General features: G+C 71.1%; 16 protein-coding genes. 6 read left to right on the forward strand and 10 right to left on the reverse strand.

Annotation, left to right across the window (positions count from 1 at the left end; translation table 11 throughout):
* Positions 1-62: 62 nt before the first annotated feature.
* Both ACWCRJ_RS03430 and ACWCRJ_RS03435 read left to right on the forward strand, forming a co-directional pair.
* On the forward strand, positions 63-977 hold the full coding sequence (locus ACWCRJ_RS03430) for an RNA polymerase sigma-70 factor (protein WP_450937683.1): 915 nt from the start codon (positions 63-65) through the stop codon (positions 975-977).
* 304 nt (positions 978-1281) lie between these two features.
* On the forward strand, positions 1282-2043 hold the full coding sequence (locus tag ACWCRJ_RS03435; RefSeq protein WP_450937684.1) for a GntR family transcriptional regulator: 762 nt from the start codon (positions 1282-1284) through the stop codon (positions 2041-2043).
* 137 nt (positions 2044-2180) lie between these two features.
* Here the strand turns inward: ACWCRJ_RS03435 and ACWCRJ_RS03440 are convergent, their stop codons facing one another.
* Positions 2181-3338, reverse strand: coding sequence for an ROK family transcriptional regulator (locus tag ACWCRJ_RS03440; RefSeq protein WP_450937685.1), 1158 nt, complete (start codon positions 3336-3338; stop codon positions 2181-2183).
* 254 nt (positions 3339-3592) lie between these two features.
* Here ACWCRJ_RS03440 and ACWCRJ_RS03445 point away from each other — a divergent pair, with 254 nt between their 5' ends.
* Entirely contained in the window at positions 3593-4030 is a 438-nt protein-coding gene (locus tag ACWCRJ_RS03445) for a hypothetical protein (protein WP_450937686.1), read from the forward strand.
* Positions 4031-4066: 36 nt separating this feature from the next.
* On the opposite strand, the gene mug is transcribed toward ACWCRJ_RS03445, so the two are convergent.
* The 5 genes from mug to ACWCRJ_RS03470 all read right to left on the reverse strand — a co-directional run bounded on the left by mug (position 4067) and on the right by ACWCRJ_RS03470 (position 7738).
* Positions 4067-4564: a G/U mismatch-specific DNA glycosylase gene (gene mug, locus ACWCRJ_RS03450; RefSeq protein WP_450937687.1), complete on the reverse strand. Its 498-nt coding sequence runs from the start codon at positions 4562-4564 to the stop codon at positions 4067-4069.
* Positions 4565-4608: 44 nt separating this feature from the next.
* Entirely contained in the window at positions 4609-6051 is a 1443-nt protein-coding gene (purB, locus tag ACWCRJ_RS03455) for an adenylosuccinate lyase (protein WP_450937688.1), read from the reverse strand.
* Between the two features lie 94 nt (positions 6052-6145).
* On the reverse strand, positions 6146-6313 hold the full coding sequence (locus tag ACWCRJ_RS03460; RefSeq protein WP_450937689.1) for a hypothetical protein: 168 nt from the start codon (positions 6311-6313) through the stop codon (positions 6146-6148).
* A gap of 513 nt (positions 6314-6826) precedes the next feature.
* Positions 6827-7099, reverse strand: coding sequence for a hypothetical protein (locus tag ACWCRJ_RS03465; protein WP_450937690.1), 273 nt, complete (start codon positions 7097-7099; stop codon positions 6827-6829).
* Between the two features lie 477 nt (positions 7100-7576).
* Complete coding sequence (locus tag ACWCRJ_RS03470; protein ID WP_450937691.1) at positions 7577-7738, reverse strand: hypothetical protein; 162 nt, start codon at positions 7736-7738, stop codon at positions 7577-7579.
* A gap of 357 nt (positions 7739-8095) precedes the next feature.
* On the opposite strand from ACWCRJ_RS03470, the gene ACWCRJ_RS03475 reads away from it, so the two are divergent.
* From ACWCRJ_RS03475 to ACWCRJ_RS03485, 3 genes are all read left to right on the forward strand, one after another.
* Positions 8096-9361, forward strand: coding sequence for a Twin-arginine translocation pathway signal (locus ACWCRJ_RS03475; RefSeq protein ID WP_450937692.1), 1266 nt, complete (start codon positions 8096-8098; stop codon positions 9359-9361).
* 1 nt (position 9362) lies between these two features.
* Positions 9363-9683, forward strand: coding sequence for a 4a-hydroxytetrahydrobiopterin dehydratase (locus ACWCRJ_RS03480; RefSeq protein WP_450937693.1), 321 nt, complete (start codon positions 9363-9365; stop codon positions 9681-9683).
* A 140-nt stretch (positions 9684-9823) separates the two neighbouring features.
* Positions 9824-10462: a DUF4352 domain-containing protein gene (locus tag ACWCRJ_RS03485; RefSeq protein WP_450937694.1), complete on the forward strand. Its 639-nt coding sequence runs from the start codon at positions 9824-9826 to the stop codon at positions 10460-10462.
* Between the two features lie 59 nt (positions 10463-10521).
* On the opposite strand, the gene ACWCRJ_RS03490 is transcribed toward ACWCRJ_RS03485, so the two are convergent.
* The 4 genes from ACWCRJ_RS03490 to ACWCRJ_RS03505 form a co-directional block, all read right to left on the reverse strand.
* Positions 10522-10698, reverse strand: coding sequence for a hypothetical protein (locus ACWCRJ_RS03490; protein ID WP_450937695.1), 177 nt, complete (start codon positions 10696-10698; stop codon positions 10522-10524).
* 6 nt (positions 10699-10704) lie between these two features.
* The gene (locus tag ACWCRJ_RS03495; RefSeq protein ID WP_450937696.1) at positions 10705-11190 is read right to left on the reverse strand and encodes a hypothetical protein; all 486 of its coding nucleotides are present in this window, start codon (positions 11188-11190) and stop codon (positions 10705-10707) included.
* A 349-nt stretch (positions 11191-11539) separates the two neighbouring features.
* Positions 11540-11878, reverse strand: a complete 339-nt coding sequence (locus tag ACWCRJ_RS03500) for a DUF4326 domain-containing protein (protein ID WP_450937697.1) — start codon at positions 11876-11878, stop codon at positions 11540-11542.
* A gap of 25 nt (positions 11879-11903) precedes the next feature.
* Positions 11904-12686, reverse strand: coding sequence for an SGNH/GDSL hydrolase family protein (locus tag ACWCRJ_RS03505; protein WP_450937698.1), 783 nt, complete (start codon positions 12684-12686; stop codon positions 11904-11906).
* Positions 12687-12729: the final 43 nt, after the last annotated feature.

Consider the following 12729-nt stretch of genomic DNA (forward strand, 5'->3'; position numbering starts at 1 on the left):
AGCCCGCGAGCGGGCGCGGAATCGCCTGGACAGGCCCGCGTCGCCCGGGATGGGATGGAACGGTGACGACCGATATCGCGACCGACGTCTTCGAAGAGCACCGCTCCGTCCTCATGGGAGTCGCCTACCGCATGCTCGGCCGGGTCGCCGACGCGGAGGACGTGGTCCAGGAGGCCTGGCTGCGCTGGTCCGGCGCCGACCGGTCCGAGGTGCGCGAACCGCGCGGCTACCTGGTCCGCGTCACCACCCGGCTCGCCATCGACCGGCTGCGCCAGGTGCAGGCGCGTGACGAGGCGTACCCCGGTCCGTGGCTGCCCGAGCCGTACGTCACCGACTACGGGGCCACCGTGCCGGACACCGCCGAGCGGGCCGTCCTCGCCGACACCGTCTCGCTCGCCGTCCTCGTCGTCATGGAGTCCCTCTCGCCCCTGGAACGGGCGGTGTTCGTGCTGCGGGAGGCCTTCGGCTACCCCTACACCGAGATCGCCGCCATGATCGACCGCGCCGAGCCCGCCGTGCGCCAGCTCGCCGGGCGCGCCCGCAGGCACGTCGACGAGCGGCGACCGCGCTACGAGGTGGATCCGGCCGAACGCCGCGAGCTGACCGAACGGTTCCTCGCCGCCGCGGCCGGCGGTGACCTGGACCGGTTGATGGCGCTGCTGGCCCCGGACGTACGTCTGGTGGGCGACGGCGGCGGTCGTGGCAAGGCCCCGGTGCGTGTCCTCGAAACCGCCGACAAGGTGGGGCGGTTCATGCATGGCGTGGCCGGAAAGGGCCTGGTGGACGCCTCGTTCCGCTTCCTGGAGGTCAACGGCGGCCTCGCGGTGGTCTTCCTGTCCGGCGGCAAGGTCGACAGCGTGTTCCAGCTCGATGTCGCCGACGGGCGTATCCAGTGCGTCTACATCCTGCGAAACCCCGAGAAACTGCTCTCCCTGACGGAGATGACGGAGACGAGGGAGACGGCGGAGGAACAGTAGTGCGCGGGACGGTGGAGATGACGGAGGAACAGTAGTGCGCGGGACGGTGGAGCAGTAGCGCGCCGGGCGGCTCGGGACAGTCCGTTCGTGTCCGTTTGCCGCCCGTTCCCGTCCCGCTTCGCCGCACTGTCGTGAAGCCTCGATGAACGCTGCCGGGCGTCCGGCCCGCCGGATGCCCCGGCGTTCGAGGATTGGTCTTGACCAAGGGTGGGGGCAGGCCTATGGTCGCAAGAAAGTGCAACAACCTTTAATAAACAAGGGCGCCAAAAACACCGCCGGCCACGGCGAAGCAGCGGAGGACAGGGTGGGGACCCAGCAGCTCGAATCGGTGCCGGAACCGAAGTACTGGCATCTGAAGACCGTGCTCAGTGAGGCATTGGACTCCGAGTTCGCGGTGGGAGAGATCCTGCCCAACGAACGAGATCTCGCGGCCCGCTTCGGGGTCGCCCGAGCCACGCTCCGCCAGGCGCTGGAGCAGCTCGAACTGGAGGGCAGGCTGCAGCGCCGTCGCGGCGTCGGCACCACCGTGGCGCCTCCGCGCGTGGGCGTCGCGGTCGGCACCGAACAGCACGCGTGGCCGGGCACGGCCGACGACGCCTGGCAGGCCGTGGACTGTGTGTCCGCCGGGCCGCCCACCGCGGTCGCCGACATCCTGGAGAGCGTGCACGGCGAGCAGGTGCACGTCATGCGCCGCTCCCGCGTGTCGCACGGCCAGCCCGTCGCCGCCGAGCTGCTGTACATCCCGGCGGAATCGGTGCCCGCCCTCTCCGCCATAGACGCACCCTCGGGTGCCGCACGCGCGCGTGCCGTGCTGCGCGAGCTGCAGCGCCTGGAGCTGGAAGGGCAGGACCGCTCGGTGGAACTGGGGTCCGCCCGCGCGGAGGACGCCAGGGAACTCGACCGGCTGCCCGGCGCGCCCGTCCTCGTCGTCACCACCCGTTTCTACGCCGAGGGGCGTACGGCGGCGGTGTCCCTGGCCACCTACCGTGCCGACACGTGCCGACTGACCTTCGGCGACTCCGGCGGCGTCGAGATCCACCACGGTCCGGAGCGTCGCGCGTCCTGACGACGCCGGCAGCCCCTTCCGGCTGCACCCGCCGCGCCCCGGTCTCCGGGGCGCGGCGTTCTCGTGTCTGTGGACAGGCTCGCCCGTGATCTACGGACCGCGTCCCCGTGCTTGAGCCGGCCCGGTGCCGCACCGGCTCAGCGCCGCGCCGTCACCGTGCCCTCCACCGCGAACAGCTGTTCCTCGACATGGTCCAGGGCCAGACGGAGCGCGCCCATGGCGACGGCGGTCTCACCCAGCCGGGAGAGGGCGACGCGGGGCGGGCGCAGGCAGTAGCGGGCCAGTTCGTCGCGGAGGGGGTCGAGGACGTCGTCGATGCCGGTCGCCCAGCCGCCGACGACGACGAGTTCGGGGTCGAGGGCGAGGACGAGGGCCGTCACGTCGTGCACGAGCCGCTGTATGAAGCGGTCGACGGCCTCGCGGGCCCGCTCGTCGCCCTCGCGCGCGCGGCAGAAGACCTCGGCGACCGCCTGCTCGTCGAGCGGATGCAGAGGCTCGCCCGTGGTCGACAGCAGCGCCTCCGGGGTGGCCTCACGGCCCAGCAGGTGCAGCGCGCCGATCTCGCCGGCCGCGCCGCCGTAGCCCCGGTGCAGCCGCCCGCCGATCAGCGAACCGGCGCCCGGGCTCAGCCCCGCCAGCACGAACACCACGTCGTCGGACTCGGCGGCCGCGCCCTTCCAGTGCTCGGCGACCGCCGCCGCGTTGGCGTCGTTCTCGACCAGGACCGGGCACTTGAAGGAGCGGCTCAGCCGCTCGCCCAGGTTCAGGCCCGTCCACTCCGGCAGGGCAGCGCACAGGCGTACGGCGCCGTCGGCCTCGATGACCCCCGGGCTGCCGACACCGACCGCCCGCAGCGAGGCCCGCGAGACACCGGACCTGCGCAGCAGCTCGGCCACGGTCGAGCGCAGCCGCTCCAGCCGGTCGTCCGCCGACGCCGCCTCGGAGATCTCCCTGGACAGGGAGCCCAGCACCCTGCCGTCGAGGTCCGCGAGCAGCGCGGTCACCTGGTGCGAGCCCACGTCCAGGCCCAGCAGATGGCCCGCCTCCGCCCGGAACCGGTAGTGCCGCGCCGGCCGCCCCTGCCGCCGGGCGGCCCCCTCCTCGGCGGCCTGCTCGACCACCAGCCCGGCCTCGACCAGCCCCTCGACGACGCCCTCGACCGTGGGCCGGGACAGGCCGGTGACCCGGGTGATCTCGGTGAGTGTCGCGTGGTCCGTGGCCCGCAGCGCGTGCAGCACCACGGCCGAGTTGATCCTGCGGAGCAGAGAGGGATCCCCGCCGGTCAGTCGCCCCAACGTCCGTCCTCCCAGCTCGCGCGCTTGTTTGGCGGATGGTACTCGCCGCGGTCGACCCCCGGCGAGTGTCTGACGCCCCCGACCTGCGCAATCCCGGCCCGGGCACCTGGTCGCCGACCCGGCCGGGCATGTGCACCGGCTCCCGGCCGCGCGGCCGGCACGGGGACGACCCCGGCGGCGACGCACGGCCGTACCCCCTGCACCGCCGCCTGACACCACGCCAATTGTCAGTGGTGCCCGCTTTACTGGACCGCATGAGCATCACCCAGCACCTCGCCGTCATCGACCGACTGTGCTCCGAGCCTTTCCCGGCGGAGCGCGGCCGGTCGGACGTCGGCGAGGCCGGACCGGGCTACCTCGTCGCCGAGTTAGCGACGAGTGCCGACTTCTGGGAGGACGACGGCACGCGGCGGGAGGAGACGGAGGAGCAGTACGAGGCGGACCGGGACGCCCTGTCGGAGCGGCTCACCGCACGCTGGGGCGCCCCGGACGTGTTCAGCCTGTGGAGTGTCCTGGACCGGTCCATGGAGGGTGAGGAGATACCCGAGCCCTGGGCGGCGCTCAGCTCCCACGTTCCGGACGTGCACCTCTGGCGGGCCGACGGCCGCTGGGTCGCCCTCGGTGTCTCCCAGTGGGACAAGGAACTGCCGTTCCAACTCGTCGCGCTGATAACGGAGATAGACCCACCGTGACCCGCTGCCCGCTGCCCGCTGACCCGGGCGCAGTGGTCAGCCCTCCGCCGCCGCCCGCAGCCGGCCGAACTCCTCGGCCATCGTCGTCGCCGTCCAATGCGCGTTCAGCCCGCTGGGGTTGGGCAGCACCCACACGCGCGAGGTCCCGATCGTCCGCTCCTGCGGCCCGACGGCGGCCCTGCGGTCGCCGAAGGCGGCCCGGTAGGCGGTCACCCCGACCACCGCGAGCCAGCGTGGCCGGAGCCGTTCCACCTTGGCGGTGAGCAGGCGTCCGCCCTCGACGTACTCCTGCGCCGTCAGCTCGTCGGCGCGCGCCGACGCCCGCGCGACGACGTTGGTGATGCCGAGCCCGTACGACGGCAGTTCGCCCTGCTCGGACGGCTTCAGGAGGCGGGGCGTGAAGCCGGACAGGTGCAGCACGGGCCAGAAGCGGTTGCCGGGGCGGGCGAAGTGATGGCCGGAGGCGGCCGTCATCAGCCCCGGGTTGATGCCGCAGAAAAGGACCCGGAGGCCGTCCGCGGTGACATCCGGCACCAGCCGGTCGCGGGCGGCCTCCAGTTCGGCCTGGGTGTAGCGGGTCAGAGGATCGCCCCCGGCGTGTAACCGGCGGCCTCCGGACGCTGCTTCACGATCTCCTCGATACGGCCGACGACGACGGCGACCTGGTCGGCGGCGGCGCCCGTGAACGAGAGCTTGTCGGCCATGAGCGCGTCCAGCTGGGCACGGTCCAGCGGGATGCGGTCGTCGGCGGCGAGCTTGTCGAGGAGTTCGTTGCGCTCGGCGCCCTGTTCGCGCATGGCGAGCGCGGACGCGACGGCGTTCTCCTTGATGGCCTCGTGCGCGACCTCGCGGCCGACACCCGCGCGCACCGCGCCCATAAGCACCTTGGTCGTGGCGAGGAAGGGCAGGTAGCGGTCCAGCTCACGGGCGACCACGGCCGGGAAGGCGCCGAACTCGTCGAGGACGGTCAGGAAGGTCTCCAGCAGTCCGTCCAGCGCGAAGAAGGCGTCCGGCAGTGCGACCCGGCGGACCACCGAGCAGGACACGTCGCCCTCGTTCCACTGATCGCCCGCCAGCTCGCCGGTCATCGAGGCGTAGCCGCGCAGGATGACCATGAGGCCGTTGACGCGCTCGCAGGAGCGGGTGTTCATCTTGTGCGGCATGGCGGACGAGCCGACCTGGCCCGGCTTGAAGCCCTCGGTCACCAGCTCGTGCCCGGCCATCAGCCGGATCGTCTTGGCGATCGACGAAGGCGCCGCCGCGACCTGGACGAGAGCCGTCACGACCTCGTAGTCGAGCGAGCGCGGGTAGACCTGGCCGACGGAGGTGAACGCCTGCGCGAAGCCGAGGTGCCCGGCGATCCGGTCCTCCAGCTCGGCCAGCTTGGCCGCGTCGCCGCCCAGCAGGTCGAGCATGTCCTGGGCCGTGCCCACCGGGCCCTTGATGCCGCGCAGCGGGTAGCGGCCGAGCAGCTCCTCGACCCGGCCGTACGCCACGAGCAGCTCGTCGGCGGCGGTCGCGAACCGCTTGCCGAGGGTGGTGGCCTGCGCGGCCACGTTGTGCGAGCGGCCGGCCATGACCAGCTCGCCGTACTCACCGGCCAGCTTGCCGAGCCGGGCCAGCACGGCCACCGTACGGTCGCGCACCAGCTCCAGGGAGAGCCGGATCTGCAGCTGCTCGACGTTCTCGGTGAGGTCGCGGGAGGTCATGCCCTTGTGCACGTGCTCGTGCCCGGCGAGGTCGTTGAACTCCTCGATCCGCGCCTTCACGTCGTGCCGGGTGACCTTCTCGCGCTCGGCGACGGAGGCCAGGTCGACGGTGTCGAGAACCCGCTCGTAATCGGCGAGGGCCTCCTCGGGCACCTCGATGCCGAGGTCCTTCTGCGCCCGCAGTACGGCCAGCCAGAGCTGTCGCTCGAGCCTCACCTTCTGCTCGGGCGACCAGAGCGTGGCGAGCTCGGCGGAGGCGTAGCGTCCGGCGAGGACGTTGGGGATGCGGGGCTTGGCTGGCGCGGAAGTCACGTGCACGGAGTTTACCCGGCGCCCAGAGGGACGCCTAAACGTCCACACCGCCCGGTCCGCCGCAGGTCAGAGGCGCTCCGGACGGTGTCCGCCGTCAGGTCTGTGAGATGAGTGTGAGACGGGCTCCGGCGCCGTTAGACTCGGCGCCCGTCTCGCCTTCGTTGGCCAAGACGATGCGGCGTACCTGTTGGCAGGTGTAGCCCGTTGCCTCGCAGATGTCCTTTTGTGGGACGTCGTCGGCGTCCGCCTGCCGGATTGCCACGGCCGGCTCCTTGCGGAGGATGTCCGCCCGCGTCTCGACCTCCCTGAACCGGCGCGCGATGGTTCCAGTGATCGCTTATCAGTGACACAGACCACGACCCGGGGAGTACGACGGCTGGTCGTTCCGGGATCTGCGGCGCGTCCTCGACGACTGCGGGCACGGCGAGTACAGGACCCGGCGGCGGGGTCATGCACGTCAGCCCTCAGCGGATCGTCGACGCCATCGCCGACCGCGAGGACACCCCTCAGGACGACGACGAGGGTGACCTCGACGAGTAGGGAGGAGCCCGGATCTTGGGGGGTTCTCCCTACCCGGCTCCCTGCCCTGCCTCCTTCAGCGTGACCTGCGCATATGCCGGTCGAGGGAGGCCAGGGAGGCGCAGCCCAGGGGAGTCCGGAGGTCTCGATACAGGCGTCCAGGCTCCCCTTTCCTGCTTCCCTCCCCGGCGGTCGCCGAGGGGGAGAGGCGACGCTGCATGCCGTGACCCCGCGGGCCCCCGAGATGACCCGCCGATCAGCCGGCCTTCTGCTCCCGCAGCTCGTGGACGGTGGCCGTCAGGGTGCCGTCTTGCTGCTCGTAGTGGGAGAGGGCGACGCCGAGGCCGAAGAAGGTGGGCGCCCATTCGCCGACGAAGATGCCCCACCGGTCGGCGCGGGCGAGGCCGCCGACGGGTTCGGCCTTGAGGGACAGCACCCAGGTGGCGACGGAGAGGCCGATGGAGCCGAGGGCTGCGGTGTAGGCGTGTTCGCTGCGGATGCCCATGTCGTGGAGTTTCTTGATGACCATGCTGGTACTCCATTCGAAGTAGGGGATTATCGGACGAAGTACCCGAAAACGGTCACGCTAACCAGTGCTGCGCATGCACCGGCCAGAGAAACCCCGGCGTGCCATACGAGTGCCATCCCCCACACAAGCCCGCAGGTCAAAGCCATCACACTGCATCCCCTATGCGGTTGGGGGTACGGCGAAGGCCCCCGCAGGCAGGAGACGCGCACTGTCTGCGGGGGCCGTTCTGCTGCCCGCGGCAGGAAGACGGACGTGTGTCTCACACGTCCGTCCCTCTGACCAGCGCGGGCCCGGTCCGACCGAATCACGCCTGGGGTGCTCGGCCGGACCGGGGGCTCTTACGGTGACACTGGCAGCCGCAGCGCAGCGTCTCCAGCGGCACCTCCCACGCGGGCGCACCCTCACGCCGTACGGCCTTCGGGCCAGGGCACAACCGGTGCATGTCGTGCTCGCACTCCGGGGCCCGCTCCACGGCGGTCACGGCCGGTCCGCCAGCGGGACGAGGCCGTGCTTCAAGCGGCAGCCCCCGCACGCGAACAGACGCCCGGCCTCACCGGTCTTCACGAGACGCGCGGTATCGGACAGGCCGCGGTGCCAGCTGCGCCAGGCGATCGTGTGAGGCTCCTTGGCCTGGTTCACGCCGGCCCCTCGCGGTGCCGGGGGTGGCGGCGCATCTCGACCTCGAACATCGTGGCGCGTCGGACTTCACCGTCCTGCTCTGCCTCGGCGCGCTGCTTGTCGAGGGCCTGGCACACCCCGCAGCCGGGCGCCGGGCTCGGCGGGCGCGTCGGGTCCGGCAGGGTGTTCAGGCTCTTCCGCAGTCGTCTGCCGGATCATCCGCCAACCTCCAAGCGCCGCCCCAATCCGGGGCAGACTGTCGCGTTCCGTGTACGTGCCGTCATCACAGTTGGATGATGGGCTGGCACACACAGATGCAAATAGGTCGCGCCGTGGCCATCCGTGGCCACGTGGCGGCCATGGCCGGGAGACGGCGCGATGACACCTCAGACTGGACAGGTGGGCCGCAACGACGCGCTGAGGGCCGCACGGCTACGGACGGGCTGGCGCACCATCGAGCAAGCCGCAGCCCGGCTCACCGAGCACGGGCAACGGCTCCTCGACGACCCCCACTTCACGGTGTCCCCGCGCACGTGGCGACGGTGGGAAGGCGACCGCCCCGGCTGGCCGCCGGAGGAGACCGCCATCGTCATCCACGACGCGCTCGGCCGCTGGCCCGAAGACCTCGGATTCACCACCCCGCCGGGATGGATCCGACCCGAGCACCACGAAGATGAGCAGGTGAAGCGTCGCGCATTCGCCTCGGTCACCGCGTCAGCTCTCGCCGCGGGACCGGTCGCCCCGCAGCACGTCGACCCCGCCCTGATCGACTACTTCCAGACCCAGTTGGAAGGGCACTACCGGGCGGACATGTTCCTCGGCCCGCACGACCTGATCGGCACCGTGTCCGCTCAGTACCAGCTGATCGACAAGCTCGTGCGCTCCGCGAAGGGCGAGACCCGCCGCGGTCTCCTCCGGGTCGGGGCCGCGTACGCCGCGCTGGTCGGCTGGCTGTACCAGGACGCCGGCGACATGGACGGCGCCGCGTTCTGGCGGGGCGTCACCCAGGAGATCGCGATGCGGTCGAGGGATCCGCACCTGATCGGCTACTCCCTCGTCAACCAGGCGCAGGTGCGCACCGACCTCGGCGACGGGCATGCGGTCATCGACCTGTGCGAGGCCGCGCTGGAGGACTCCCACCGCCTGGTGCCGAAGGTCCGCATCATGGCCATGCAGCAGCAGGCCCACGGCGCCAGCCTCACCCACGACCGGGACGCCGTGGACCGGCTGATCGACCAGGCGGACGGACTCCTCGCCCGCGTCGACGACGACCTGCCGTGGGGCAACGCATGCAGGCGCACGCCCGGCTACCTCGAAGTGCAGCGCGCCACCTGCTACGGCAGGCTCGGCCTCGGCGCGGAGGCCGTATCGCTGTGGGGCCAAGTCCTCGACGTCGTCCCCGAGACGGCGCGTCGTGACCGCGGTGTGTACCTCGCCCGGCACGCCACCGCGGCGGCCGGCGCGGGCGAGCCCGATCAGGCGCTGGAGATCGCCCGTACGGTGGCGGACATCGCCGTCGAGACCCGGTCGGCCCGGATGGCACGGGAGTTGGTCACCCTTCAGCGGGCGATGCGGCCGTGGCAGGATGCCCCGGTCGGCCGGGACCTTGCCGAGGTTCTGGCGCCCGTGACCGCAGGGAGCTGACGTGGCAGACGCACCGGTGCCGCTGACCGAGGACGAGATCAGGACCGCCCTGGCCGCCGTGCCGGGCTGGCGGCGCGAAGGGGACGAGATCACCCGCTCGTACGCGATCCGGTATCACGGCGGGGTGGCGATGATCGTGCACGTCGCGGACGTCGAGCGGCTGATCAGCCACCACGCCGACATCGACCTGCGGTGGGGGAAGGTGCGGTTCGGGATCACCACGCACGACGCCGGGCACAGGCTGACGGAAGCGGACTTCGACCTCGCCCGGCGGATCGACGCGATCGCTCAGGCGCATCTGGCCGAGCCCCTCGACGAGTAAGGGGTACTCACTGGTGAGGGCCCTGGCGGTAACCAGCGGGCGCATCGCGCCAGAGGGTCACAGGACGGCCATACCGGCCCGTACGCTCCGCAATGGCCTCATGATGCTCTCCACGCGCACACGCACGCCCATGGGGGACCATGAGCGACGCCATACCACCGACACCGCAGCCGCCGAATCGCAACCACACGAACACGATCATCATCAGCACAGCAGCCGTACTCATCACCGGCATCGTCACCGCGGGCATCGTCCTCTCCAACTCCCGCGACGACACCGATAGCACACCGACTGTGGTCAAGGCGCCGGCCAGCACACCATCAGCCAGCAGCACGAAGGCGAGCCCGTCGCCCTCGCCCAGCCAAGAGACGCTGAAGCTCGGCGACAAGGTCGACATCGACGCAGGCGGCAAAAAATTCTCCGCCGCCGTACTCGACCACAAGGACAAGGGCCTCGGCAGCCCGACGGGACTGTTCCAGGACGGGCAAAAGCTGGCCCTCATCGAGGTGAAGGTATGCAACGAAGGCGAGAAGCCGATCACAGTGGCCCCGTTCACGTGGTCGTTGGCTTACGAGGACGGGGCGCGGCTGGAGCCCTTCCACATGACCGGGAGCGAGTTGCCGCCGCCGGTGTATCCGATGGATGCGAAGGTCAAGGGCGGAGACTGCGTGCGCGGCAACGTCTTCTTCGAGGTGGCGAAGGGGTTCGGCCGGGCGGACCGGGTGCTGTACTCGCCAGGGGATTTGGATGAGCCGGTGGAGTGGCAGATCGGCAAGTAGCGAGGAGCCCCCCGCGCGGCCGTGACAGCCGCGGTGGGGCCTCCAGTCACCTCTGCGGGTCACCGCTCAAGGGATTTCAAGCCGCCCCGCGTGTGGATCTCTCCACGCATCGGGTCGAAGATCTGCTTCGCCACGACTCGCCCGTCCAGGGTGATCGTCTGGTACACGATGATCGGCTGTCCGGTCCCACCCTGTGCCGGCGTTCCACCGCGCCGCGCACTCGAGGTGGTGAGCATCGACTCTCACGCCACGCCCCCTTCGCTCGCGATGCGCCGGGAGTCCGGGTTCGAATGCACCATCGCCCCGTACGGCAGCCGCACCAGCTCCGGGCCCTGCTCACCCACCCACGTCAGCCCGCCGCGCGCACCACCCGCAGCCGCGCCGATGATGCCGCCCGCGGCCTTACCGCCGAGCGCCCGCTTGATCACCCTCCCCAGCGACTTGACCAACTTCTCCTGCGCCTTGATCGCAGCCCCGTAGAACGCGTCCGCCGCCGTCTTCCCCGCGCTTCCGGCCGCCGACCTGATCTGTTTCTGAAGGTCGTTCATCGATGCGATCTCCGACGATGACGCCCGCAGTAGGGCACCCGCCGTTTCCAGGCCGCCGCCGTCGATTCCGGCCTCGGCAACCTGCTTAATGAGGTTCTTGTCCAGGCCCCGCGCCTTCAGCTGCTTCAGTGCGTCAGCGAACGCGGTCGCCTTGTCACGGGACTCCACCAGGCCGCCCATGATGGAGCGGACCGTGACCGGCTTGTCGCCGCGCGCCCCGCCCGTGATGTTCGCCGCCGACAGCACCCCCGACTTCACACTGGACGACAACTGCGACGCGGACGACTGAGGCTGTCGAGCCGTCGAGCCGTCGAGCTGTCGAGTTTGTCCTTGGCCTTCTCCAGCGCCTTGTTGACCGTGGTGAGCTGCTTCTCGTACCGGATGAGAGCCTTACCAGCACTGTCCAGCTGCTTCAGCAGCCGCGTTTCGGTGCGTCCAGGTGGGCGCCGAGGGTCTCTTCGGAGGAACCTACGAAGCCCGGTCGCGGCGATCGGGGCGGCGGTCGCCGGCGCCCGCGACTTCCGCCTCCTCACACCCCGTCCGCGATCTCCGCCAGCACGTCCCCGTGGCAGGGCTCGGGCGCGCACCAGCACGCCAGCGTCTTGCCGCGCAGCTCCGGTACGAGGGCCATCAGCTCGGGGTCGGACGTCAGGTACTCCCGGTACTTGGCCATCACCTCGGCCCGGGTCCCGTCGCGCTTCTTCTTCTCGGTGTCGTACTGGAACGGGTTGAACAGCGGATGCCGCGGCAGGTCCCAGTGGCCCATGGTCCAGCGGCGGCCGATGTACACCAGGTCGCTGGGGGCGAATTCCAGCCGGGGGCCGAAGTCGCGGATGCGGCCCTTGAGGTTGATCACGGTCGTGGTCACACGCGCCTCCCGGTACGGCGGCTCCTTACGCTAGCGGTCCCTCGTACGGCAGCAACTCGGGCCTCTTCGCCGGCAGGCCGTCGCCCGAGGAACGGCCGGTGAGGCGGCGGACGATCCACGGCGCGAGGTACTGGCGGGCGAACCGCGCGTGGGCCACCTGGCGGGCGGCCCAGCCGGGCGGCGGCGTCAGGGGCATCGGCGTCCGCCACTCCGGGTCCTCGGCCTCGTGGCCGAGCGTCTGCCAGACCGCCTCGGCGACCCGGCGGTGCCCTTCGGGTGTCAGGTGCAACCGGTCCACGTCCCACATGCGCGGGTCGCTGAGCGACGAGGCGCCGTACAGGTCCACGACGAGGGCGTCGTGCCGGGCGGCCAGCTCGTCGACGCAGGCGAACAGTTCCTCCATGCGTGGCCGGAACCGCTGCTGGACGGGGCCCTGGCGGCCGGGGCTGCGCATCAGGACGAGCTGCTTGCAGGAGGGGGCGAGGCGCTCCACGGCCTCCTCCAGCAGGCCCCGCACCCGACCCATGTCGCACTTGGGCCGGAGCGTGTCGTTCAGGCCGCCGACCAGCGTGATCACGTCCGGCTCCATCGCGGCGGCGACGTCCACCTGTTCGGCGACGATCTGGCCGATCAGCTTTCCGCGCACCGCGAGGTTGGCGTACCGGAAGCCGGGCGTCCGCGCGGCCATGCGGCCGGCGAGGAGGTCCGCCCAGCCCCGGTACGAACCGTCGGGGAGGAGGTCGGACATCCCCTCGGTGAAGGAATCGCCGACCGAGACAAGGCTGGAGTACGTGGGATTCGTCTGCATGGCGCCAACGATGGTAACGCCTTCACATACCCGGCGGTCGGTC

This window comes from Streptomyces sp. NPDC002324, from assembly GCF_053593335.1.

Bases quoted from the DNA above. Each gene is read 5' to 3' on its own strand.
- ACWCRJ_RS03445 (WP_450937686.1), top strand. From the start codon at position 3,593: ATGAGCATCACCCAGCACCTCGCCGTCATCGACCGACTGTGCTCCGAG.
- ACWCRJ_RS03490 (WP_450937695.1), bottom strand. From the start codon at position 10,698: ATGCTCACCACCTCGAGTGCGCGGCGCGGTGGAACGCCGGCACAGGGT.
- ACWCRJ_RS03485 (WP_450937694.1), top strand. From the start codon at position 9,824: ATGAGCGACGCCATACCACCGACACCGCAGCCGCCGAATCGCAACCAC.
- ACWCRJ_RS03505 (WP_450937698.1), bottom strand. From the start codon at position 12,686: ATGCAGACGAATCCCACGTACTCCAGCCTTGTCTCGGTCGGCGATTCC.
- ACWCRJ_RS03465 (WP_450937690.1), bottom strand. From the start codon at position 7,099: ATGGTCATCAAGAAACTCCACGACATGGGCATCCGCAGCGAACACGCC.
- ACWCRJ_RS03475 (WP_450937692.1), top strand. From the start codon at position 8,096: ATGACACCTCAGACTGGACAGGTGGGCCGCAACGACGCGCTGAGGGCC.
- ACWCRJ_RS03495 (WP_450937696.1), bottom strand. From the start codon at position 11,190: ATGGGCGGCCTGGTGGAGTCCCGTGACAAGGCGACCGCGTTCGCTGAC.